Origin of the sequence: Chryseobacterium sp. LAM-KRS1 (assembly GCF_013184525.1) — a bacterium.
In the GTDB taxonomy this organism is placed as follows: Bacteria; Bacteroidota; Bacteroidia; order Flavobacteriales; family Weeksellaceae; genus Chryseobacterium; species Chryseobacterium proteolyticum.
On record NZ_JAAOIZ010000002.1, the window covers coordinates 563,101 to 587,779 of the forward strand.

Genomic DNA, 24,679 nt, shown 5'->3' on the forward strand with positions numbered 1-24,679 from the left:
AATTAATTAAGTTTTGAATCAATCTCTTTTTTCAGAGAGATTATATAAAGAGTAAGTTCTTCAATTTTCTGAAGCAATTTCATTTGGAAGTCTCCGACCGTAACTCCCTCTTTCAGAATATTATCCCCGGATGGAATTTCCGGAAGATGTTTATTTTCTTTTACAAAGGATTCCAGTTCGTTTAAAGAAAGCATTTGGTAATCCGGTCTGATGGAAGAAGTATTATCAAAATACTTTTGAAATACATAGTCGGCAGGAACATTGGTATCTACAATTACATCTTCTGCATGTATTTTTCCTTTTACAGTTAGCTTTTGATCCGGATTCTGGGTTCCAATTCCCACATTACCGGCGTCTCTGTTCAGAATCAAATTATTCCCAAGAGGGTTAATATATAGTGGTGATGATGCATGACTTTGTATCCAGTTGTACTGCTCATTACTTCCGAACCTCATATTCACCTGAGAAACATCTCCTAATATCAAAGTTCCTTCTTGATCAGGGTTCTTTGGAGATGATACAATATTCAGTTTGGCCTGTGGAGCTGAGGTTCCTATTCCTACATTTCCATTAGGCTGTACAGATAGCCTTACAGCTGCATTTGTTACAAAATTAATCGCTCCGTATGTATCACTTAAACCGTTATTTACAATATTAAAGTCACTGTATGTACCAAACCTGAAGCCCGAGCCGGTAAAACCTGAATTAACTTCAAGATCAGCAGTCGAATGATATCTGATGGATAATTTATTGCTTCCTCCTGCAGCATCGTTTCGATCAAACAGGCCTGAAGTATAATTAGTATCTCCTTGACCAGGAAGGGTCTTTACGTGAAGTTTTGCTTCCGGTAGTGAAACACCTACCCCAAAATTGTCATTATAATGGGTATAATGTATTCTTTGCCCTGCAAGAGGATTAGTGTAGATATCAGAAAGCTTTACCTCACTAAAATCCTGCGTATCAAAAGGGCAATGATAAGTAATTCTGATATCATATATATTTCCGGCATAATGGGTGTGATAAATAGTTACTTTATATTGATTAATATTAGCATCCCATACTACATCCCCGACATAAATATGATTAATAATAGGACCTCCCGCCTCCACGATTCTTGAAGTGGGCGTATACCAAACCGAGTTATCCGGATTGAATCCCACCTGAAACAATTTTTTGATATTTCCTACACTATTGACATACATCCATGTTCCTACAATTTCTATTTCAAGAGCTCCTGACATGCCCCTGTTGCCCAAAAGAATATCCACAGCCTGATCCGATACATCATGAGGAAAATTAAGATCCAGTCTTTTTTTAATGTAATTTTTAGGAAACAGTTGTGGGTCTTCCAGGTTGGCAAAGCTATCCATGACGTCACCAAATTGTGCTTCAGTAGGCCTTTTTCCAGCTTTAAAATAATTTTTTAATTCTGTAATTGTTTTTTTCGCCATAATTAATTTGTTTTTAAAACATCGATCTCTTTTTTCATGGAGATCATGTATAATGTTAATTCTTCTATTTTCTGAAGCAATTTGATCTGGAAGTCTCCTACTGACAGTCCATTATCTGTCATCTCTTTTGCAGAAGGGATTTCCGGAAGATGACTTTTTTCGGAGATGAATTTTTCAAGATCACCGATCTCTCTTAAATGGTAATCCGATGCGAAGACATGGTCCGCAGTGGGTGTCGCAGTAATGACCACATCCTTTGCTTCAATTTTACCATATAAGGCCATATTACCCGCATCTGATAAGAACAACCTTGGTCCATAGGATCCATCTGTAGAATAACTCCAGAACTGTAATCCATTACCATAGCCTCCTGTCATATTGTAGATTGCCCATTGGTGAGCTGTACCAGATGCTGTTTTGGCTGGATTTTGTAAGAGAAGAGCTCCTCCTTCATTACTACTAACTTGTGATACCATAATTCCGCGTACATCCAATTTTTGTTGTGGGTTATCTGTGCCAATTCCAACATTTCCATTCGGGACTATCCTCATAAGTTCTGACATCGCAACGGGAGAATCCTGGGCAGCTTGCACATAGTTAGAGGATAAAAATTTAATTCCTTCACCACCAACCGTCACCGCTGTCTTGTAACCAGCGTAAGATCCATTACCTGATAGCCAGCCATAAGCCGTCTGATTATCAGCTTTAACGCCATAACCCATGTAAGTTTCTGCGCCACTTCTTAATGATCCCCAATTGTTTACAGATCCATTTTCATAACGGATGGAAAATGCATTGATTCCTTCTGTAGCATCACTTCTACCAGCCTGAACATTACCCCATACATCCAGTTTAGATTTTGGGTTATCAGTTCCTATTCCAATGTTTCCATTATAATATACTGAATGCTTTTTTTGCTCAACTAATGGTTTAACATATATATCAGAAAGCCTTGCCTGATCTACAAATGCCTTATCATAAGAAAACTGTTTGATTCTTACAGCATATGGGTTTTGATTGGGGCTTGTATGATAAATAGTGAATTTATATTCATTTCTTGCGGAGTCCCATACAATATCTCCAATGTAAATACTTTCTAAAATGGTTCCTGCTGCTTCCACTACTCTGGCTGTAGTAGGATACCAGACATTTCCATCAGGATTAAGCCCTACTTCAAATTGTTTTTTTATAATACCAACACTTGTCTGATGTGAAAATGTACCTGTAACTTCAACTTCAATACTTCCATTCAGATAATTATTTCCTAAAAGAACATCCACAGCCATATCACCTTGCTGATGAGGAAATTCAAAGTATAAATCTTTATGTTTATAATTATCAGGGAAAATAATTTTATCATCTAAGTTGGCAAAGCTATCCAGTAAATCCCCGAACTGGCTTTCTGTCGGCCGCTTTCCTGCTTTAAAATATTCTTTCAAAGCTGCTATTGTTTTTTTTGCCATAATTTTTTTGTTTTTTGATAAACAGTTTCCCCTTTCCTATCTTATCTGGTAAGGAGAAACTGTTGAATCTTTATTAATTGAAGGGTTAATTAAGGTCTCACAATGAAAGTTCCCTGTAAGATCATTCCGTCTGTTCCGTCGTGAGAAATTCCACTGATATCCATCCAGGTCTCTTCTTTATAGATTGTCAGAATTTTTTCTTCGGTACTGAACATATTCGATGTATTCTGAGACACCATTTTGAAGTGATGATAAAGTACCCTTCCTTCTGCATCTTTAATCTTCATAGGATCTAGTCCTAATTTTTCTACAGGAAGGAAAAACTCATTTCCGGTCATATCGAATGTTTCTTTAAAGAACCATTCTTCAGTATTAGTTGCCGGATTATTGCCAAAGACGTATAGATTTGCTTTTGTAGTATCTTTTTCATCCGTATCTATTCTGGCAATTTCCTTCCAGTTACCCAGAGGACTCATTTTATAAAGATGGTATTTTCCTTTATAGCAAATCTGATCCCAGGATAAGATCACCCAGTTGATCATATCAGAATCTACTGGTTCAGAATGATATCTCAGTACAGGTGCCGGTGGATTATAATTTTCCACCAACATGGTTACCGTTGTCTTTGAAGGTAATGATGGTGCCTGCTCCTGTACCAGTTTATTAGCAGGTGGTGATACGTTATAATCTATTGTGTTGTACTCTACTTTTCTGGAAGCAACTACACGATAGAAAAGTGGATCACCGTAAGGTTTTTCATCCAGATCTTCAAACTCGTCATACACCGTCCATGAACCATTTTCAGGATTCACTTCCACATCAGCAATTTCTACAGATTTGATGTGTTTCATACTCAATATGGAATCTGCATCCAGCTTATTGGTTGCCCTGTAAATAGAAATTTCATTGATCTTGTGTACATCAGTATAAGAGTTCACTTCAATCCTTACTTTTGCAGGAATTCCTAATGTAGCATTATCTACTATTGGTAATAAGCTTAAGATCTTTGGTGGTTCAGCAGGATTAGTATTAACCAGTTTAATAGGTCCCTGGAATTTACTGAACTCTCCCATCTGCAATTGGTTTCCTAATTCTCTTACTCCATAGAAGTAGAAGTTATCGGAGGCACCATCAATCGTAAAATCGGTAAACAGAGTTGAATGGGCAGTTCCTCCCTGACCTTGGTTGTATATAGCTGCCATAGGAGCCATATCAAAATCCGCATGACTGGTAGGCAATAAATATCCTGAAGCATCCCTGATATTCTGTTTTTTATTTTTAGGTCTGTGACCTGTTATATCATTGAAATCAAAATTATGAATCTGCTGATAAATAATCGGTACTTCTGTAAGGGGCAGGAAGCAGTTAATCATCGCTTCTTTAATAAAGTGCCCTAAACGTAATTCATCTGATTGGCCAGGAATAGCCTCAATCACACGATAATTAATTGGATATTGACCATTTTTCCATTTGGTTTCATCTAATAAGTTAGCATATCCGCTTTGTCCTGTTTGTAGCCCAAAATGTTTGTTATGATTCACAATAAAATAATTAATTGCATCAAATAATACGGTACTGTTCGGAAGTGGCAGAGCATATTTCAAAGGGCTATCGGGAGGGAATGCTTCAAATTCTGTTTTTGTTGTATTAAGAAGCATTTCAAAATCCACAAAATTCATCCACCTATCAGTAAAAAACTCTTCATCATTACCTCCAAGAGCATTAAGGTTATTTTTTATTTCCTCAATTTTTAACGATTCATATAAAGAAGCTAACAATACTGCATTATTCGCTCTGAAGAACTGTACTGAATATGGTTTATGCTCATACTCCGTAATAAAGCTGTAGGTTGATTTTCCGAATTTATCCGGTCTGGTTGCATACATAGAACCTTTTGGCTTCCTTGGTGGTTTAGGATCTACAATTCTATTGGCAAACATTATAGCCGGTACGCTGAATTTGGATTTGTACTTAGCGCCTTGCATGTCCACATTGTCATTGTCAACACTCTTAAACCCGAACATAGAATATCTCACATCTTCTCCTTCAGGCGGAAGAATAACTTCTTCTTTCAAATTATTGGCCTCATTCTTATATAAATATATTCTATAAGAAGGATAATAATTAATTTCAACATCATTCCCCATTAAAGGATCAGACAACTTCATTGGAAAGTCGTTTCCATCGTTAAATACGAATACTGGCTTATGCTGGCTATCTTCTTTTATTTCAAAATTTTCATCATAAACATACAGTACCAGATCTTTATTGGTTCCTATATTTTCCGTACGTACAACTTTGAATATAGAACGTGAATCGCTTGGTGCCGCACCAAAATGTTCATAAGTAAACATTCTGACAATTCCGTTAAACCACTCTACAGAGTCGGAAGTTGCAGAAAACTGTGAATGCTGTGCAAGTTTAAAACCAGGGAAGGTAATTTTATAAACGCCGCGATGTACTTCTTTACCCTGAGCAGGATCGTCAGTAACGACACCCATACTGTTTTGATATTTTGCAATTTTCTCATAATGTCTATGAACCTGAGCATTTTTCCAAAAACCTCTGCTCTTTTCTAAAAATCTCTGTACAGATCCATCCGACTGATGTGTGCTGATTACTTCTCTGTGGATTCCCCAGTCATTAGTCCCAATCTTCACTTTTAATGAGTTAGGATTTTTTGGTCCCCATGTTGGTGTATTCTGCATATTTTCGGTAGCACTGAACAATCCTTCAGTTCCGGGACTGAATGTAGGAAGTACAAGACTGCTCTGATCGATTACCGGTGAAGTACCCGCTATAATAGCCGCACTTGGTGCTTTTTTAAATACTGTAAACTTTAATCCTGAAGATTCCACCTCGATTCCGTTAATGATATAGCTTTCACCGTCCAGCAAGAAAATTCCTCCGATAAAATCATTAATGGTTGTTCCTGCCGGGATTTCCGATTTTAAAATATGTAAAGGAATTGAAGGTTGAGCAGGCATACTTGATCCCGGAGCAATAGTTCCACCTGAACTTGGAAGGATATAATCTACCGTTTTAATCTCTGCTAAAAGCTGATTATTCGGATGATGACTGATACCGGATACTTTCGCAGAAATCTCTCTCATTGTATAATTTCTATAGAAAATCTCTACTTCATCTGCCATAACTTCTTTATTATCTGGAAATATGGTATCCGGATTCAGATAATAATCATCCGGCAATGTGGAATCAAATGAAATAGGGTATACAATTTCGTCCTGATAAATATGATGGTCAAAGCCCAATCTTACCAATGTTTTATCAGAATCTGTAATAGCCTGTCTACGATTCTGCTCACTCTGAGAAGTTAATGTCACAGGATATTCTTTCTGGATAAGGAAAGCTGTTGTTGCCGTTGGAGGTAATAGCCTGTTGTTAGGCTTGATGTTGGTATCAATTGACAGTTCTTCTCCTCCTGTTTGTGCCCTGGAGAACCAATTGATCCCGTATCCTTTATAAAAATACGTTCCACTTTTGTCCTGTTTATGCATGTACAATGGAGTATAAGTATCCGGAATCTGGATCGGCAACGTTTCAAAAGAATTTACCGTCGTATCGATGTTTGAGTACTTGGTATCATGGCACAACTCTGGTTTGAACCAGATAAAATCATCTGTTTTCCCAGGTTCTACCAAACGGTATTCCAGACCTGCATACACTGGAAACGTGAATGAAGAGGCATCAAATCTTTGAGAGGATCCAAAGAATGTCGGGTTTACTTCAAGATCAGGAATCTGTATATTATAAATACTGACATAACGATATTTTCCATTATGAGAATAGCCTTCACTATCATATAAGCCAGCAGATTGCGGATTATCAGAGTCCATTCCTTTATTAAGCTTCAGTAGTTTTACAGGCAATGAAAGCCTTTCGATTTCTGTAGAGACAGGAAGAGACATGGAAAGCAACTGATAGGTCTTGTCAGACGTATTAATATCCAGATTTTGATTGGTATAATATTCTGCAATATAGATATACTCGTTTCCGAAAACATCACTATTGATATCAAGATGACCCAATCCCAGCATTCTGGCCACATGATAATCAAGGGCTGCAATATTCAGAATATCAAGGTTGGAAACCTCCATATCGCCTTGTTCCGGAAGATTGGTACTTATATCAACAACCTGTTGGGAGCCTGTAGGTGAAAGGTTAATCGAAATCGTTTCATTGGCTTTTGGATTCGGCTGATTATCACTAAGCTCTACATACCTCTTAATAACAGTCTGTATATCCCTGTCTAATGGTCCTTGAGATGGATGTTCCCATTTTCTTTTGTAATTTTCCGTATTTACATAAGCTCCATCGTTATATCGTAACCATGCACCGTGAACCGGGTTATCCTGAGGAAGAGGATCTAATCTGGAAAATGCTTCATCCGGTTCTGATGTCAGGGAAAACTGTCCTAATTCTGTCCAGGCATTCGCTTGATTTCTGCTGATAATAAAGTCCGAATAAAATTCAAATTTAATCAAGGAAACAAGACATTTGTCGGCTCTAAATCTTAGTGTTTTTGCATTTTCTGCATTAAAATACGATGTAGAAACTTCACTTCCATATAAATTAATTCTATACGAAAGGTGCTGTTGGGAAGGATTACTTTGTTCAGCTACAGAAAGTGCTTCCATATCAATAACAGAATCTTGCTGTTGATTATTTACCTCCAGCTCTGCAGCAAAGAAAATATCAGTTTTACAAAGAACTTCTATCAGCTCATATCCATATACACTTATAAATTTAAGCGGATCTGCCAATGGATCAACCGACTGTCTTACCTGATTGTATCTTGTTTTATTTCTAAAATAGACATAAAAAATCCTTTTGTTGTTATTGAATTTATACACCCACATCTTCTGGTTATCGTCAACAAGCTGGGGAGGAGTATTAAAGTCTAATGTAAAAACTGCTTTTTTATAGGCTGTCCTATAAATTTTCACAAAATCTTCAGGTTTATTGAAATTGTAATCTGATGATGCCAAATTCCCCTTAGGAAGGTGATTTTCACCTAGCTTACCGCCAAACCCCCATCTCAGGTGAATCCCTTTTGTACTATCATCTCCTTTAGATCCGGCTGCCTGGAGATAAAAATTAGGAGTCTGAAGTCCTGAAAATTCATCAAAATTAATTCCGCTTCCATCGTCATCACAAATGCTCATATTCGTATAGGAGGTGGTATTAACTTTCAAGTCACTGGTATCCATACTCAGGTAGATATTCTTGAAACCATAGCTGGCTCCTTTCATATTCATATTGTAAAGATCGGGCTGCCACAATTGTATGGGGAATGATTTACAGTTTGTAATATCACCCTGAATAAAACCTGAATACTCGTGTGAATCTGCATTTCCATGAATTAATAGGGTGTCTCCATCCACTTTGTCTATTACAGAGGTGGTTACACTCAGTTGCTTGATAAATTCAATTGAATGATTATAGTTGGAACATGCAATCTGGCTCTTTTCATTGCATATATAGAAGTTATTTTGTCCAAATGAAAAACGCGTTTTCAGGCCTGTATTAGGTTTGTAGAAATATCCAATATTTTGGTCCGGAAGAACAAGAGCAGGACCATTATTCCATACCCCTGATGCATAGATCTTGTTATTCTGAAAGTATATTCCGTCCAAGGAAACTGTTGCCCCGTTCGAATGATAGGTATACCTTGATGTAGTTGTGGTAAAGTCCGGATTTGTACTAATAACAGTTCCCAGTCCATTTTCATTACCACAGATATAAATTTTACCATTATAAATTGCTAGACCTGAAATCTGAATATTTGCACCTCCTATAGTATCAACAATATTTCTGCTGATTACAATATCTCCGGTCGCATTTATTGCGATAATATAATTATTCTGATATTTAAGATCAAAAAAAGCAAGATAAGTGAGATCTCCGTATGCTTCTGCAAATAAGGCATCTTCCTGGGTAGGATTTGCAGGAAAGTTCCTATACCAGATCACATCACCTTTGATGTTGATACATAAAAGAAAAGGGGTCACTTGATCTTCCAGCCCCAGGATAACATAGTTACCTGAGACTGAAATGATTTTTTTAAAGCTTACTTCTCTGTCGGGATTAGAATAACTTTTACTCCACAGAAGTTTTCCGTTTTCTTTAAGAACAGTAACTACTCCCGCCTTTTCTAAATCTCCTGCATGAAAAACATTACCATTATCTCTATGGGTAAAGTTGATTTTAGCGTTCGAAGTATTATAATTATGATATTTAAAAAAACTCATTTTAGATTTAATTAATTGTTTATTTGTAATTCGTTGATTGTCACTCCACTTCCCGGAAATTCAGTATAAGCTGATCCATCCCAGGATTTATACTTAAACTGTAGTTTTAATTTCAGGTCTTTGATTTTGTTGCTCTTATGTACCACTAAAATCTGAGAATAGTCTTTAGCATAAATGAGTTGAAAATCTTCAATATGGTTTCCTAAGGCATTAGGAATTACAAGACATTTTTTCACCTCTTCCAATGGAATTCTAGGATCATTGAACGGTTCCGGGTTCCTTATGAGTAAGGCAACTACGTCATTATTGGAGTTGACTATTTTAACAAATTCCGTATTAGTTGGCGGATTTAATGGTTTTAATCCCATTACTCCTTCAAAAGCGCGGTCAAATACCTCTGAATAGGTATTGGCAAGCCCTTTTAAGTTTGGATTTTCAATGCCTTCCGAAGCTAAAATATAGAGGTCATTAAGCTGCTGTTGTTTAAGATCTGCTTTTATCTCATAAATAGCATCCTTTTGTCCTATTACTTCATTTTTATCATTATATTCTTTCAGCTTATAACTTTCTACCTGCTCTTTGAAATCCCTGTATCTTGAAGTTCTAAATACGAACTCATGAATTTTCTGGTTTTCTTCATACACTTTGTAAGGATCTTCCGGTGTTGGTGTGGGCTGTGGATTATAATTTCCGTCCCCGTCATCATCAAAAGCATTATAAATAATGGCTGTATACAGTTTTTCCGGAGTCAGATCCTCCAATTTAACTGAATATTTATATGCTTTTGGTGGTACAGGTTGTCCCAGATTAACAGTACAAGCCATGCCTGTATTGCCCTGGTTAACGTGATTCACATAGTTAAGCATCTGCTGAATTCCCAATGGTAAATTCGGATCGTCTTCTTCCCAGCTTTCTTTAGTTACCGGTATTGTTTCATGTTTTGTCCAGTTTTGAGGTAAAGGATACGGAACACTGATACCCGTTACAGGATCTTTAATCACGATATTAACACTTCCTTTGATCTCACCTACGTCCATGCCATTTACATTATGAGCAGCCCATGTTTTAAGCATATTGTAGATGTAAGGTTTAGTAAATGAAAGTACTATTTTACTCTGCTCATTACCATAGAATAATGGTTTTGCCATCAGAAGGTCTCCGTCTACATTAGGATATGATTTTTTCATATCGATATATGATTTCAGGGAAGTAATCGGGTATTCATCTATATTTTTCTTCTTATTAGGAATTGGATTTCCATGTTCATCTTTAAGATTTTCAATATAGCTTTCCTTTTTCTTTTCAAAGTGTCCGATAGGGCCTGCTGTTTTAAATGCGAAGTAATAGTTAATGATATGGGGCGTATCTCCATTTACATTATCTTTCAATTTAAGATTGATATAGTATACACTGTTTGGTCTCCAAACCGGCTGTACCACTTTGCTCATTGCCTCCTGCATCAGCTTCATATCTTCTGTTACAGCATCCTGTGATGGGATGGTCTGCTGATATTCATATTCTTCCGCCGTGATCCAATTCACTTTGTGGAACAATGTATAGCAATTCGACACTGCGCCTCCATCACCATCATTATTACATCCGCAATTTCCAAGATTAAAAATAACATCATGGATTTCTTTTGTTAATTGTAATGCACCGAATATGGTAGCTCCCTCCATATTCAGATAGGCTTCCAGTTTTCCGATAAGATCTTTTACATATCCAATCCCCTGAATAAGATTATATTCCGGGAAGTCTTTATCAAAACTAAAGATCGTATCCATGAAGGTAATAAAGCATTTTCTGCTGTATCTTAGCTGTGTGACCCCATCAACTCCCTGATAAACAATACACTGATTAAGATTATACATCAGTTCGGTAAGAAAATTACAAAGTCTGGTATCTTTATCACATGGTTCCGGTTCTGAATTACAGCCACAATCCGGTGTAAATTTCAGACTAACAGGCTTTTGATTGATTTTGTTAATCTTAATAATAACTGCTTTATTGATTGTCTCCTTAGGATAATCACTTGAATAACAAACATCTACTCCAGTTCCTTTATCTGAGATTTTAGTAATCACAGAATTGTGCTTAATGAATTGACTTAACGGACCGTGAGGAAGGTACAGGAATATTACAGAATGTGTATTAAAATCAACATAGGGTACGGTCGTTTCTCCCGTGATCGTTCTATATTGTACATCATAATCTGTCCAGTCATTCGCCACATTAGACATATCAAAATTCAGAACCCCAAACATTCCGTTGTATCCATTTTCTACATGCATCACATTGAAATCAAGTTCGTTGCATTGAGAAGTAGTACATCCTCCATTTTTCAGTTCTTTCAACTGTTCAACAAGCGCATCGTATTCAGCCTGTTCTGCAGGAGATAAAACTATACTGATTACCTCACCGGTTGTATTTGCAGTCGCATTAGCCCAGATCTGATCAATCTGTGCATTGATATTGTCAATATCCTGTTGATTGGCGTTATATGGAATAATTTCTATCTTACTTACATATTGTCCGGCATAATCAGCCGCTTCATAAATCAGCTCTGTTCCCAGTTCTGCTTTTGTCTTTGTGACTTCATCGATCAAAGCATAACTCTGATAAATAGCAGTCGAGAATACATCTTTATAATATCTGATCTTCACCGAGCTTGCCATCGTAGAAAGTAATAATCGTAGCCTTGCTGATGCTTCAGGAAGTAAAACGACCATCGTATTTCCATTGGTCATCTTTAATGATCTCGGATAGTTATGTGGATTGGATGCATTGGAAACCATAAGGTAATCAGTAGCATCTGATACTGTTCCTAAAAGATTGTAGTACGCTCCATTAATTAAGTTATAGGGTGCTCCTGCAGGTGAATAATATACAGTTCCTACTGCTTTATCTTTTACATTAGACTCATGCCATACAACTTCAGATTCGGTACAGAATAATGATGAAGGTGTAATTCCATATTGCTCAGGAATAAACCATCCCGGTTGTGCAGAGTCTAAGAATGAAAATGGCGTAGATGCCAAAATCCTGATGGTATCATACTTATCATTTGTCTTCTGCCAGAATCCTAATTTAAATTTATCCAGATTAGCAATGCTGTTTGCTTCATTCTGAGTCAGCACGGCTCTGTAAGGATTGTATTTATTCCATGCAGTTCCCTGCTTATTAAGAATTTTAATCTCAACATCTTCAATGGAATACTGGTGTTTCACCTGGCGAAGGACGTGACCTCCAGGCTGGGTTTTCTGAGGCGGAATAAGATCTGTAAATTCACTTGCTCCGTTGGTATGTCCTCCGATTTTCTCGCCTGCAGTAGAAGTTGGAATAAGTCCTTTTTCAATTTTGATATCGATATAGGTATCCAATGGAATGGTAGGCAGTTTTTCGTGATCTTTAATTGCCGGTAACGGAACATCGCCAACCTGTACAACTGGAAGATCGAAGGTCTCACTGGTCAACATATGAACTCCTTTCACCGCATTTTTCAACCTTTCTTCTTTCGGATAATCAATCTCTGGTGGGTCTGATTCGTAAGTAAGAGGCGGTACAGCACTTGTATCTACCTTATCGTTTTTCTCCCATTTGATGCTTAAGTGTACTTTAAGTTTAATTTTAAAAATGGCCAGTTTGATCTTGAGCTCGAATTTAAATTCCGCAAGAATCAGGAACGGAAATACAAGCTCTACTCTGAAATAGATAGAGATAAACAAAGCAACACTTACAATGAAAAGATTGATCTCTGCTCCTCCTTCCACATAAATATATCCTCCTACCTGTGGCCTTTCAAAACTGATATGCGCTCCCACTTCAATAGCGGCATACACTTTTACAATGATCAGGTTCAGGTTGAAATCTACTCTTGCTCCGGCTTCAATTCCCTTAGCGGCAATCATCAGATAAGATTCTGCCTTAATATTCACCGAATCTTTAAACAGACTGGCCCTGATCGGTTTATCCCTTGTTCCGAAATTAACATACCATGGTCTTTGGTTTTTAAAGAAGAAGCCCATCTGAACTTCGGCCTTAATATCAATGAATGATCCGTTATTTTTGTTGAGCTGGAAGTTACCTCCTGCTCCAATTTCCAGTGAATTATCACCTACAATTACAAATGCGTAGAATGGCGGAACTTTAGGGTCATCTTCTGTTAATCCAAGACGTTCACTGATAATCGTTAATCCGGCATCAATCGCAAACATACTTGGTACTGAAAGCAATACCATTGCTCGTAATGAGGCAAGACGCCCATCTAAGGTGGCCAGGGAAGCTCCTGCTCCAAAGGAGAACGGTGCACTATACTTTTGAGTAAACTGAGGCCCGATAAATTTATCTGTATTGATTCCTCGCTGCGGATGCACATAATAATCGTACCAAGTGTCATTTTCCGTCATTCCGATCGCCTCTTTTTCAGCTACATATCGGTATCCGATGAGTCCACGGAATCCGAAAATACCAAATGAACCTAATGGGATCACGAACGGCAGTTCAACACTTGCATCTACCAGGAATCCCGGATATTTAGGATCAAAAGCCATTTCTGCAGAACCGGAAATATTCATTTTCGGTAACTGAAGAGAAACTTTTCCTCTGTATTCTGTGGATTTTCCCGGCTCCGGAATGGTAAGAGCCCCTTTGATAATGGCTACGGCGGCACTTGCACTTGCTGTTCCCGGAATTACCAGGTCTACTTCTAAGGTTGAAATATGGAAGTAATCATCTTTAGTTCCACCGAACTCATCGTTATCAGCAGTATAATAGTATTTTACCCCATTACCTCTTACATCAAGACCTAGTGGATTGATATTGATCCCACCATCAAATCCGATATAATTATAGGTCCGCATATTCCCTTTATACATTCGCTGTATGGTTCCCATATGGATGGCTGTAACCGCCATACGGACCGGACCTAAATTCAGGTGAAGATTGGTTGGAATGATAGAACTTCCGCCTGCAATTTCAAATTTACCGTTAGCATAATAACGGATAGCCGGCAGATCAATTCCTTCTTTTCCTAACAATCTTTCTCCAAATGAATCTTCAGGGAAGGTGATCTTAGTATCCGCTTCTACATAGAAGTTATCATTTTTCTTCCCGATTTCTATTCTTTGCAAATAAAAGGTAAGGATGTTAAAAAGATTCATTTTCAGACCAAAAGGCAGAATGGCAGCAGAAAGTTTGAAATTTTCTTTACTTTCCCATTCTCCTACAACGTCAATGACCATATCCAGGCCGTTATAATCTTTGAATTTTTTGATTTTCAGTCCGGCATGTAATGAGGAATGCACTACCTGTCCCTGGTGGAAATCAATATCAAATTTGCTGAATCCTAATTCCCATGATTTCTCGGTATCTTTCCCAAGATTAAACCATAGGGTACGGTTAGCATCATCAAGACTATCCACAGACAGACTTGCCAGAAACTTATAATAGTCCTCTTCTTTCTGGAATTCCCTGTAATCTCCTGCAACGGTTCTTAATCCCATTGGATAAACGAACTTAAGTTCAGAAGGGGATGCCAAACCGTTCATGAAAGTCATCAGTTCATCCATGCTATGAATATCTGTTTCATTAGAACTGCTCATGGATTTCACTTTCAGATTATTATAATCCAGCGTAAAAAACTTGCTGAAATAATCAACGACTTTTGTTTCTGTTCCTACTGTTTTTACGGCGTAAGTAGGTCTAATGGCAATATTTCCCGAGAGTCCTCCGGTTCCGATCAGCATATGATTGGCTGAAATACCTATGGTTTGTTGGGTATTTCCTTCAGGATTTTTCTTTTTAAACCATTTTTTAGGAAGGAAAATTTCGGTGTATTCCATGTAGACTCCCATAAATTCCTTAGGTCTTCCGTCTGCGTCGGCTTCAGCAATATTTTCCGTTTTGCTCAGGTCTATTTTCAGATTGTGAATATCGATGATAAAACCTGTGTTTCCAATCTGAGCAGGATTACTCATATTCAGGACCAGATCCATATTGTATCCGAAACCTTTTTCAGTATCCGCATAGAATAAAGCTTCCCCAAAGCTGAGGGTTACTTTTTTAGTTTCATCTTCAATGACCTCTAAGGGAGCAGTAGGGTGTTTTAATGGGTTTACCGGTTTTAAAATACTTCTCGGAAACTCAATCGCTGCCGACAACATTAAGGTTGCCTTAAATTTCGGAATGGCTACCTCTTTGATGAACTCATCAATATCCTGCGGCATTAATGCTTTGAAGAAAGTTTTGACCTTTTCTGCGGTATCCTGAATATCGTTTGAAAGTAAATACGTTGCAAAAGCAACAAGGGATGCGTATTTTTGATTTGAGTTCTGGTAGATATCTTCTACAATTTTTGTTATTGTAGTTGCTTCGTTTACTACCAGTCCTAAATTATGTTTAGCATTAATATCAGTCGCAAACTGCATCAGAGGTGTGGTATTCTGATTAGCTGGAGTGACAAATGTATTCACAAAGTGTGCAATGGCCTGTTCTTCCGTTACGTTGAGCACTCTCAGTGCCACCTCGAAGATCTGCTGAGGCTCAAAGGAAAAATTTCCTAAACTGAAATAGCGCAAATACGCCAGGATCTTCCATTGGTATTCAACGGTAATGGGAAATGCGGAGATAGCGGAGTCATCTGTTCCGTTCAGAACCAATGAAATCCCCGTTCCCGGAATTTCAATATCGATTCTCTTGGAAACGACAGATAAGCTGTAAAAAGCCGAATCTCCTTTCGGTCCTTTACTATACTGTAAATCTTTATAATAGATTTTATCGAGGAGGTTCGTAATCCCCGGTTTTAAGAATCCCAGAAGGTCCGGGATGTCGTCTTTTGTAACCACAGAGGATAACCTCGGGTAATACCTGTGTGTTACCGGTGTTTGATTTGACATAAAAATAATTTGTGTTTGGGTGAGTGGAAGGCTTTCATTTTAAGCAAACAAAAGCCTCATTAAGTAGGGTTTACTTAATTTTAACGGGGTGTTTGAAATTTTCTGACAGGTTAACGGACTGTCAACTTAAGACCTTTATGCAGTTATTACTTTCTCTAAATAAAAAATAATACAATAAACTTCAATAAAATATATTTTATAAATTCAATTAAAACACACTTACGGAAGTATATTAGCATTTATATAATATAAATTATTTGATAAAAATCCAGGGAAAAAGAATTCGATTTCTTCAAATGTAATTGAATAATCATTTTCAGCCACAAAAGGAGGATCAATTCCTCTCATAGATAATAACTGTCCATTTTGATTGTATGCAAACTCATAATTTTCTTTGGAAGTTTGTCCATAATAGTATTTTTTAGTATCATAATATACAATTCCATTTATGGTTTCTTCCTCTTTCTCATAAATTAAAAGATCTTGTTGATTGAATAATACAATCTCTTGAAAATTATCATATATTCCTGTTGAAGAAAAAAATCTTCTAAGTTCCTTTCTGTAAATTCCAATATTTTCAACCTTTCTTATTTCAAACCCCTCAGATAAATTCAAATAATTATTTAAAATTTTTGAAATAGCTTGTTGTTCTGTATCTGTATTTTCTAAATAATAAATAACTTTTACTAATATATTATTTTTATATTCTTCTTTACGTTTAACTATTCCGTTCTCTTCAAAAACTTTATGGTAGTTATCAATGTAATTAGCTTGTTTGAAAGTAATTAATTTTTCAAATTCATTTTCGAACTTTATATTTATTGCCATCTTAAAATAATTTTATTTTTATACTCGGTATTGGTTCATTTTCACCCTTTATTTTTAACGAAATATCAGAAGGTGTTGCTCCAAAATAATTTTCAATAAATCCGCTACCGTCTTCTTTTAAAGACCTTAAATCTACAACTTTTCCGTCATAAACAGCCGTTACATACTCTTTAAGTATTTGTGGTTTAACAGCATACCGTTCTAACATTCTTTTAATTTTTTTCCTTGCTTTCGCACCAGCCATTAAGCCTTCTTCAATATATTTATTATATCTGTTTTCCAAATCCTTAAGAAATTCTCTCTCCTCATCTTTATTTTCCAGAAATATCCACCAATCTGTATCCTGTACATCTGGAGAAAAACTTGTTTGTGATGTAATTCCTGAGCCACCATATTTAATATTATTATTAGGAAAATTAAACATACTTATAAATGGTTTTATTTTATTTTCTAAATAATTTCCAAAACTTTCCTTGTTAATAAATGGATATGGATACCCTCTACGTTTAACTTCTATAAGATTATCAATTCTTTGTTTAAGCTCATTAACTGTGGCTATATAAATAGGATCTCTTTTTCTACAGGCTTGATGAACTATACCTGCTATATCGGTAGAGGACAAACCTTTATTTGATGCAACAGTAAATAATTCAAGCATTTGATTATCGGAATAATATTTCTCAAAATTTTTCGGATCAGCTTCTATCTTTGCTTGAAGAATAGTTCTTGCTTTTTCATTATATTCATTAAAAAACTGGCTATCATTTATTCCTGCTAATTCTTCAATTTTTTGTTTAGGTGTTTCACCATTAATTGGAATTGTAAAGTCTGAAGGCCAACCGTCATTTAATGCCTGTTCCACAATAAGCTTAGCAGTTTTTCTTATTTTTGCAATTACAATAGGGTCTTCTACAATTGATGCTAATTCTAAAAATGTAAGAATAGTTTTAATTTTTTTACAGAATTCATTACTATCAGAGCATACAAAGTTTAGTAAAAATTTAATTATATCAGCCCCTAGTTGTACTGTTTCAATAATCAATAATATTTGCCCTAATCGTGAGAGATATCTCAAATGTCTAAGTTTAGCAAGGGCTCCAATACCAGTAGCTATTGTTACAATATCTACAAAATATCCTATTTTAGTAAAGAGATCCTGATCATCTCCATAATCATCAACATATTTCAAAAAGAATAATGGAACAGTACCGTTAAATTCACCATCTTTATAAGGTAATTGAATTGCTGTATCTGATTCAGATGGATAATGTACTAAAGTGACAGGTTGATAAAAATGATTAGAAATTGATGAGGCTTCTAAATGATAGTTATTATCTCTAATAAAATAAATACCATGTCCCCAAGGATCAAATGCAAACGTAAAATCATCATTATAGATTCCATATTTTTTTTCAGAAATGTAATTAATAATAACACTATGTTTATAAGTTTTATCATAAACATAAGTACTATTGTCAATTAAACTAAAATCAGGTTGTCCATTAACAAGATTTTTATACGGATTATATTTACTTTCAGTCCATAAACTCAAAATTGCATTTACAAATCTGGTTTTATTATCTTTTGAAAAAGATTTATCTCCAAAAACTTCAACTACTTTTAGAATATCTGGATAATTATCTATCTTTTTATAGAGCAAGCTATAGATGGTTTCGTAATATGGTGGTAGTTGACTTCCTGTTTCTGTTCTTTCTTTATCATCTATTAGCCACCCTAGAAAATCATTAACTTCATTCTGATTACTAATATCAATTGTATTAATCAGTTTTAACACTTGCTCTTCATCAGAATCAAGCAAATTTTTCTGTTTAGCATATTTTTTAATTAAAAACTTACGTGTAGACAATGGTAAAATCTTAAGGGCATCACCTGAAAGTAACTGTGAAATTAAAAGCAATTTTTCATTTTCACTCTTATTTTGTAAATCATAACGTATCCTATCAATTTCTTCAGAAAATGCAACTAATGATCTATAATATGTACTATATTCTTCAATTTTAGGATCTACAATATCAAAGAAAGGGGTAACATCCTGATAATAACACCAACTTTTTTTTATTTGGGCTAATGCCTTTATTAGTTCTGTCACATTGGGATTGGTTTCAGTTATTGTTCCATTACCCAATTGATCAACGTATAAATTATTTGTTATTAAAGGAAATGTATCTAAAGTAATCCAATAGATTTTAAAACAAATCAAAGTCATAACTTTATCAAATTTCTCTTTTGAAGATTCTAATAAGTTCCAATGTTGTTGAGGAGTTCCAAAATTTTTAAAGTAGAACTTTCCTGTTGGAGATGAGGATAAATCAGTGGTAGTAATAACTGTCTTAGAAATTAATCCATCTTGAGCCGTTTGTGGGAAATCAGGATTTCCATTTTGTGCATATCTTTTTATTTTACCACTCCCATCTTTCTGTACATTAAACTTCAATTCCATTTCTTCATAATAAAAATTATGCTTAGAAAAATCAACTGCTTTAATTGATACTATTTCACCTTCAGCGGCTTCATATTGACTAAATTTACTAGTAGATAAATATCCTTCTTTTAAAAGAGTTTCTGCTGTATATACATTACTTGAAGGATTATTTATATAATATAAATATTTAAAAAATAACTCTTCTTTATAATAGCCATTCATTAATGGATTCATTATTGTTAATCCATTAAAATTTATCGGCCTTATATAATATTCGATATCGAAATATTTATATTTTTCTCCCCCATATTTAAATCCATCTACTAGTCCGAATATATTAATTTTCGGTTGTTCTGAAAATGCAGTTGTATATATAGGCATTCCATCATTTAATATTATTATATCACTCATTATTTCGCTTTATTAACATTAATTATATAAGAACTAGAATTTACTTGTGGGAGCCATTTAGAGTAACTATTGGAAGCATATACCATATTGTCAATTGTACTTATATAAATTTTCAATACAGGAAATACTACTATGAGATACCCATTTTGATCTTCACCCAGTACTCCTAAAGAATATTTTCTATATCTGATATTTTCAGTAGAACTATAGTAGCTATCGTCTCTTAATTCATTTTTAAAGAAAAACTTAGGGTTGTTTAATTGTTTTTGATTGATTATCGATATAAGTGCATTATTCTCTTCATTAGTAATTCCGAGTAACTTCTTACTTGATAATTTATTTTCTTGTGTATGTATTGAAAGTCCTGTAATTGTTTCCCCCCCAACACTTGTAAATATCTCAGTTTTTAAATAGTATGGTTTTTCCGGACCATAAAAATTATTCCTTTTATCACTATAGGAAACTGTTCCACTGTTAGAATTATCTAAATAAGCACTTCTACTTTCATAAAAGCCTGTTGTATTCTGTCGGATATTATTCAACAACGTCTCATAAGTAACCCTTTTCAAACTTTCCGTATCATTCTTCATGATCAGATCTTCCACTTTTTTGGTAGTTACCGTTGCAATATCTTTTCCTCCTGATTTATTTTCAAAATCAATCAATAGTAAATTCTGATCAATTACATAAACAAGCTCATTTCCTCCTTTAGACTGAATTTTCGGAGTCACATTAATTAATCCGAAGATGTCATCAATGTCTTTCAGATCATACGTTGTGCTTACGACAGGATCACCTGGATTGGCACCAGGAGTTTCAGAAGTAATTTTCACCGTTTTCCCTTCATAAATCAACTGTATAAATGAAGCAACCGTTTTATTAGCATTTGTTCTGCTTAAACTAAAAATAATAGGCTTTGTGAAGTTGGTATCAATTCCATCACCTGCTTCCTGAAGTAAGTTTTTACCTCTGATGAAGTAATCTTCATTAGCAGTATCAGCATGCAAAACCCCTTGTTTCACGTACATAGCTGCAGCATCATTATTATCAGTGGTCGGCTGGATCACCAGCGATGGATACCCATTGAATTCTCTTACTGGCCAACCTTCTTCAAATTGCCCTGTGGACATATTGTTAACGGTAGTTCCAATTCTAATGTTATTAGTGCTTCCTTCCAGATTTTGATTTCCATAAAAATTATAGGACCTCTGCCTGCTTCCCTGGATATACAAATAAGTTGTTTCAGCAGTTTTAAAACCTGAAATCTGACTGGCAATTTCTTCTACCGTTTGCAGAACAGAATTGTCACTCATATGAATCTTCCCTTTCCCCTGTGTATGTAAGCCATAAAAGGCTGCAATATCAAGGAACTGGGTGGCTGTTTCTCTAATCAGTTTCTTTTTAAAAGCTGTATTACCTATCGCTTGGTCTAAAACATGGTCTGCACTACGGGCAAAAGCCAGGTTCAACTGAAATGGATTCGGGTCATTGGCTACTGTATAGTCTCCTTCGTTCAATACAATATCAATACCCACGCTTCCCGAAACATTTCCAAGATGAGTTCCTCTTGGAATCATTGGCAATTCAAAAGCTTTTTTAGGTTCCGTTTCAGTGGTGGTTGTTCCAGTAGTTTGAACTTTAGAAATCTTAAGGAAATAATCATCTATAAGATCCGTTTCTAATTGGGAATTCCCTACCGGAAACCCGATATGCTGAGCGGTAAACGGTGGTACACTAATTCCCAGCATATTATAAAGACCTGTAAATTCTTTTTTGATAACGTCTACAAAGCCTGTTGGTGTTCCTGATGTGATCAAATCACCTTGAAAGAAATCTGATCTGTTTAGACCTCTGTATACAATATATTTGATCGCTAATCCTTTAATCGGCTGACTAAAAGGCTTCAGGATCGCATTTACTTTAGTGGCATCTGTACCACAAGGTTGTAAAAATACCTGTCCCTGGCAAATAGTAAATATTTTGCCGGTAAAGCTTACTTTAGAGGTGGTCCTGAATACAGTCCCATTGGCTCCAAATTTTCCGGACATTTCCTGATTGAGAACCGCACTTTTCTCTGCAAAGAAAAAAGATTCCGGTAACAGGTCCGGCCTTACGTTAAGCCCTTTGCTGTCGGGAGCTGTTGATAAACTTCCCGATGGAATAGTTTGTGGCATTTTTGTAATTTTTGGTGTTAGATAAAAGACAAGACGGTGATAATAGTAACTGTAATAAAATCTGGATGCTGAATGATGAAGGTTAATAGCCCGAAAGAATAGCAAGCCTTGTAATTATGAAAGAACATTTTCTTACAATCGTATTATTTTCTCTTCCTGTATTCCGGGAGCTTCAATAGCTTTTTTATTCAAACTTTCAGATTTTAACGTCTTTTCAATAAGGATAGGTTTGTTTTTTCCGGTAAAAGACATGCCTCTTCCTGTACAATCATTTAGATGATTGCATTATTGATTTTCACTTTGAAATAATTCCGGAATTATTTGGTGAAAACTACATATCCGTCTTTATCTTTTGGTAAATTTTGTAAGTTTCTCCAAGTGGCGTTGATCTTACGCGCTCCTTTCCAGATAGATCTGCGTTCAAAGTGTGATAGGTCTTTAAAGGTTTTCCAGTTTCCGCCCCAGTTCCAGCCGTGTTTGGCAAAGATCTTTACACATTCGTACCAGTCGGCTACGCCATCATTATCCCAGTCTTTCGCAGTGTCCCAGCTTGCTACTTTTCCGTCGATAATCAGGCAGATATCTACCGCTAATCCGTAATTGTGAATACTCTGTCCGGCTTTGGCATTGGTGACTTTTTTTCCGGCTTTTGTTCTCCCCTGCGCATATAATGCATCTTGTTCTTTGAAGGTCCTAAGCCCTTGGGTAATTCTTACTTTTGCTCTCCCGGTAAGGGCTTCATCACATTCTTTTACGATTTGTGTGACTTCTTCCCTTACCAATGGATGGAGCTTTTTTATTTTATTCTGACTTGGTGTGTCCATGGTTGATTTTAATATTTTGTGATTGAGTGTTTAATTGTAGGACAAAGCTATTGGTATATAACGCCAAAACCCGACGTGTTATATTAATTATGAAAAAAAGGTAAAAGATTTTTGAAATTCATATGGGTAATCTTTCTCTTCATAATTATAGCTTGCTCTCTTATTCTGAAACAAAAGTAAATGTCCAAAACGTCAAAACTTGACGTTTTAATTTCTTTTTTAAATAATTTAATCCCTATAAAATAAATCCGGCAATAGCTTACGCTATTGCCGGATTTACCCTGATAGATTTCTATCAATTACTTTTTACATTTACTGTAATCAGAAATAATTTGAATCAGATTTTCCTGGTTTTTAAGATTCAGACTTTCTTTTCTCAGCTGATCAGAAAGGCTTTTACAATCTTTAAGATAATCAGCCAGCTTTTCTGAAAGTTTATCGTTTGATCTGTTATCAAGCATCTGCCCTTTAGGCTGAAGGTCTGTTTTGACAACATATTTCTGTAATTCCACAGGATCCTGAAGCAGCATAATCTTATTTTCTTTAGCAATAAGTCTGTAGAAATAAGAATTATTACCGTGCATGCTTCCATAGTTCTGCAATTTTTTCATGAACTCTCCTTTTACATCCAATCCATAGTAACAGTCTTCACTTCCATTGAGAGAAACACAGAAATGAACACCGGAATCTGCATCATAGATTTTGGTTGCCATACTGTTCATTCTCGGCAATTGTTTTTTAAGGATAACACGCTGCCCAAAGAAGTCCGCGCCTCCTTCAGGAAGTTTCCGGCCGGTTCTTTCTGTATCCAGCATTTCAAACCAGATGGTTATCATTCCTTCTGTTTTCTTTCCTGATTTTTCAACCAGATATCCCGGTACATCATATAAATTAATACTACGGTTGATAGCATCATTTACTTTTGCCTGCTGTAATTCCTGGTTCTTATAATATGCCTGATGCTCCAGGGTATATCCCTGAATAAAAAGATTAGCGACCAGTTCATTCACAAAAGCATAATCAGATTGAGCATAAGGCCTGGTTGCTGTAAAGGTAAATTCATTATGATCAAAAGTCTTTACACCATAAGTTTTAATACCCTGTGTCTGAAACATAGATGCCACTTTGATCCCATCAAGGTCACTTACCTCAAGACATGGTCCACTGTTGTTGAAACCGGTACAATTAAAGCTTCTGACATACCCAATTATTTTTGCAGGATGATTTCCGTTATTGATAAGAATCTCTCCATTAGAACCCATTCTTGGATTATAAAGACTGCGAATATTGTCTAGCTGGCTTTTTTTTGCATTATTTTCAGCTATACTATTGGTTTTAGCCTTAAGATATTTATCTGCCAGATTTTCTCTGGGCGTGTCAAAAAATTTCTCTATTTCAGGTTTATTAAAGCCATTTTCATTGAAAAGATTGTACTTTACAGCTAACTGATAGGCAACAATTCTATCCGGTTTAAACGATGTAATCAATACTTCATAAGGTATCTGGGTAGTTTTTCCATCTGTGGAATTCATATCTAAATAATAAAGAAACTCATCTTTAGCGAGTGCAACTCCTTTTAAATCTGTATCAAAGACTTTTTCATTATTGAGACTATAAAATTCAAAGTGGTCCCTGTAAGGAGATTTCAGAAATCCAACTTCTTTTTCATTAAACAGTAGTTTATCTTTCTTCAACTGAATCTTTTGTGAAAAAATAAAACAGGGAAATAACAGAATAAAACATAAAAATGTTTTCATAAGATATGGGTATTAATTTTGTTTAAACAGCGTAAAGTACAATTTTTTCATCAATACTGCAATTGAACCAATCCGTCAAGAGATTATCGATAAAACAAGATGATAATCATCATAAAAACCATTTACAACAAACAATAAAACACTATAAATCAATAAGATAAAA

General features: G+C 35.6%; 9 protein-coding genes. All 9 read right to left on the bottom strand.

All coding sequences use genetic code 11. From position 1 onward, the window contains the following. Positions 1 to 2 precede the first annotated feature (2 nt). The 9 genes from G9C87_RS06420 to G9C87_RS06460 all read right to left on the bottom strand — a co-directional run bounded on the left by G9C87_RS06420 (position 3) and on the right by G9C87_RS06460 (position 24,453). On the bottom strand, positions 3 to 1,451 hold the full coding sequence (locus G9C87_RS06420; RefSeq protein ID WP_172279289.1) for a hypothetical protein: 1,449 nt from the start codon (positions 1,449 to 1,451) through the stop codon (positions 3 to 5). 2 nt (positions 1,452 to 1,453) lie between these two features. After that, entirely contained in the window at positions 1,454 to 2,914 is a 1,461-nt protein-coding gene (locus G9C87_RS06425) for a hypothetical protein (protein ID WP_172279291.1), read from the bottom strand. Between the two features lie 89 nt (positions 2,915 to 3,003). Next, positions 3,004 to 9,186 carry a PQQ-like beta-propeller repeat protein gene (locus G9C87_RS06430; protein ID WP_172279293.1) on the bottom strand — a complete coding sequence of 2,061 codons (6,183 nt, stop codon included), beginning with the start codon at positions 9,184 to 9,186 and terminating at the stop codon, positions 3,004 to 3,006. 11 nt (positions 9,187 to 9,197) lie between these two features. Continuing rightward, positions 9,198 to 16,079 (bottom strand): hypothetical protein, encoded by a 6,882-nt coding sequence (locus G9C87_RS06435; protein WP_172279295.1) that lies wholly within the window; start codon positions 16,077 to 16,079, stop codon positions 9,198 to 9,200. 219 nt (positions 16,080 to 16,298) lie between these two features. Continuing rightward, a complete protein-coding gene (locus G9C87_RS06440; protein ID WP_172279297.1) occupies positions 16,299 to 16,907 on the bottom strand; it encodes a hypothetical protein in 609 nt (202 codons plus the stop codon). Position 16,908: 1 nt separating this feature from the next. Beyond that, complete coding sequence (locus G9C87_RS06445) at positions 16,909 to 19,761, bottom strand: hypothetical protein (RefSeq protein ID WP_172279299.1); 2,853 nt, start codon at positions 19,759 to 19,761, stop codon at positions 16,909 to 16,911. Beyond that, positions 19,761 to 21,935: a hypothetical protein gene (locus G9C87_RS06450; RefSeq protein WP_172279301.1), complete on the bottom strand. Its 2,175-nt coding sequence runs from the start codon at positions 21,933 to 21,935 to the stop codon at positions 19,761 to 19,763. Before G9C87_RS06450 ends, G9C87_RS06445 begins: the two co-directional genes overlap by 1 nt. A 317-nt stretch (positions 21,936 to 22,252) precedes the next feature. Further along, positions 22,253 to 22,759, bottom strand: coding sequence for a M15 family metallopeptidase (locus G9C87_RS06455; protein ID WP_172279303.1), 507 nt, complete (start codon positions 22,757 to 22,759; stop codon positions 22,253 to 22,255). 299 nt (positions 22,760 to 23,058) lie between these two features. Beyond that, positions 23,059 to 24,453, bottom strand: coding sequence for a hypothetical protein (locus G9C87_RS06460; protein ID WP_172279305.1), 1,395 nt, complete (start codon positions 24,451 to 24,453; stop codon positions 23,059 to 23,061). Positions 24,454 to 24,679 lie beyond the last annotated feature (226 nt).

Excerpts from the sequence above, each read along its gene's own strand:
- G9C87_RS06420 (WP_172279289.1), bottom strand. The coding sequence starts at position 1,451 with ATGGCGAAAAAAACAATTACAGAATTAAAAAATTATTTTAAAGCTGGA.
- G9C87_RS06425 (WP_172279291.1), bottom strand. The coding sequence starts at position 2,914 with ATGGCAAAAAAAACAATAGCAGCTTTGAAAGAATATTTTAAAGCAGGA.
- G9C87_RS06430 (WP_172279293.1), bottom strand. The coding sequence starts at position 9,186 with ATGAGTTTTTTTAAATATCATAATTATAATACTTCGAACGCTAAAATC.
- G9C87_RS06435 (WP_172279295.1), bottom strand. The coding sequence starts at position 16,079 with ATGTCAAATCAAACACCGGTAACACACAGGTATTACCCGAGGTTATCC.
- G9C87_RS06440 (WP_172279297.1), bottom strand. The coding sequence starts at position 16,907 with ATGGCAATAAATATAAAGTTCGAAAATGAATTTGAAAAATTAATTACT.
- G9C87_RS06445 (WP_172279299.1), bottom strand. The coding sequence starts at position 19,761 with ATGAGTGATATAATAATATTAAATGATGGAATGCCTATATATACAACT.
- G9C87_RS06450 (WP_172279301.1), bottom strand. The coding sequence starts at position 21,935 with ATGCCACAAACTATTCCATCGGGAAGTTTATCAACAGCTCCCGACAGC.
- G9C87_RS06455 (WP_172279303.1), bottom strand. The coding sequence starts at position 22,759 with ATGGACACACCAAGTCAGAATAAAATAAAAAAGCTCCATCCATTGGTA.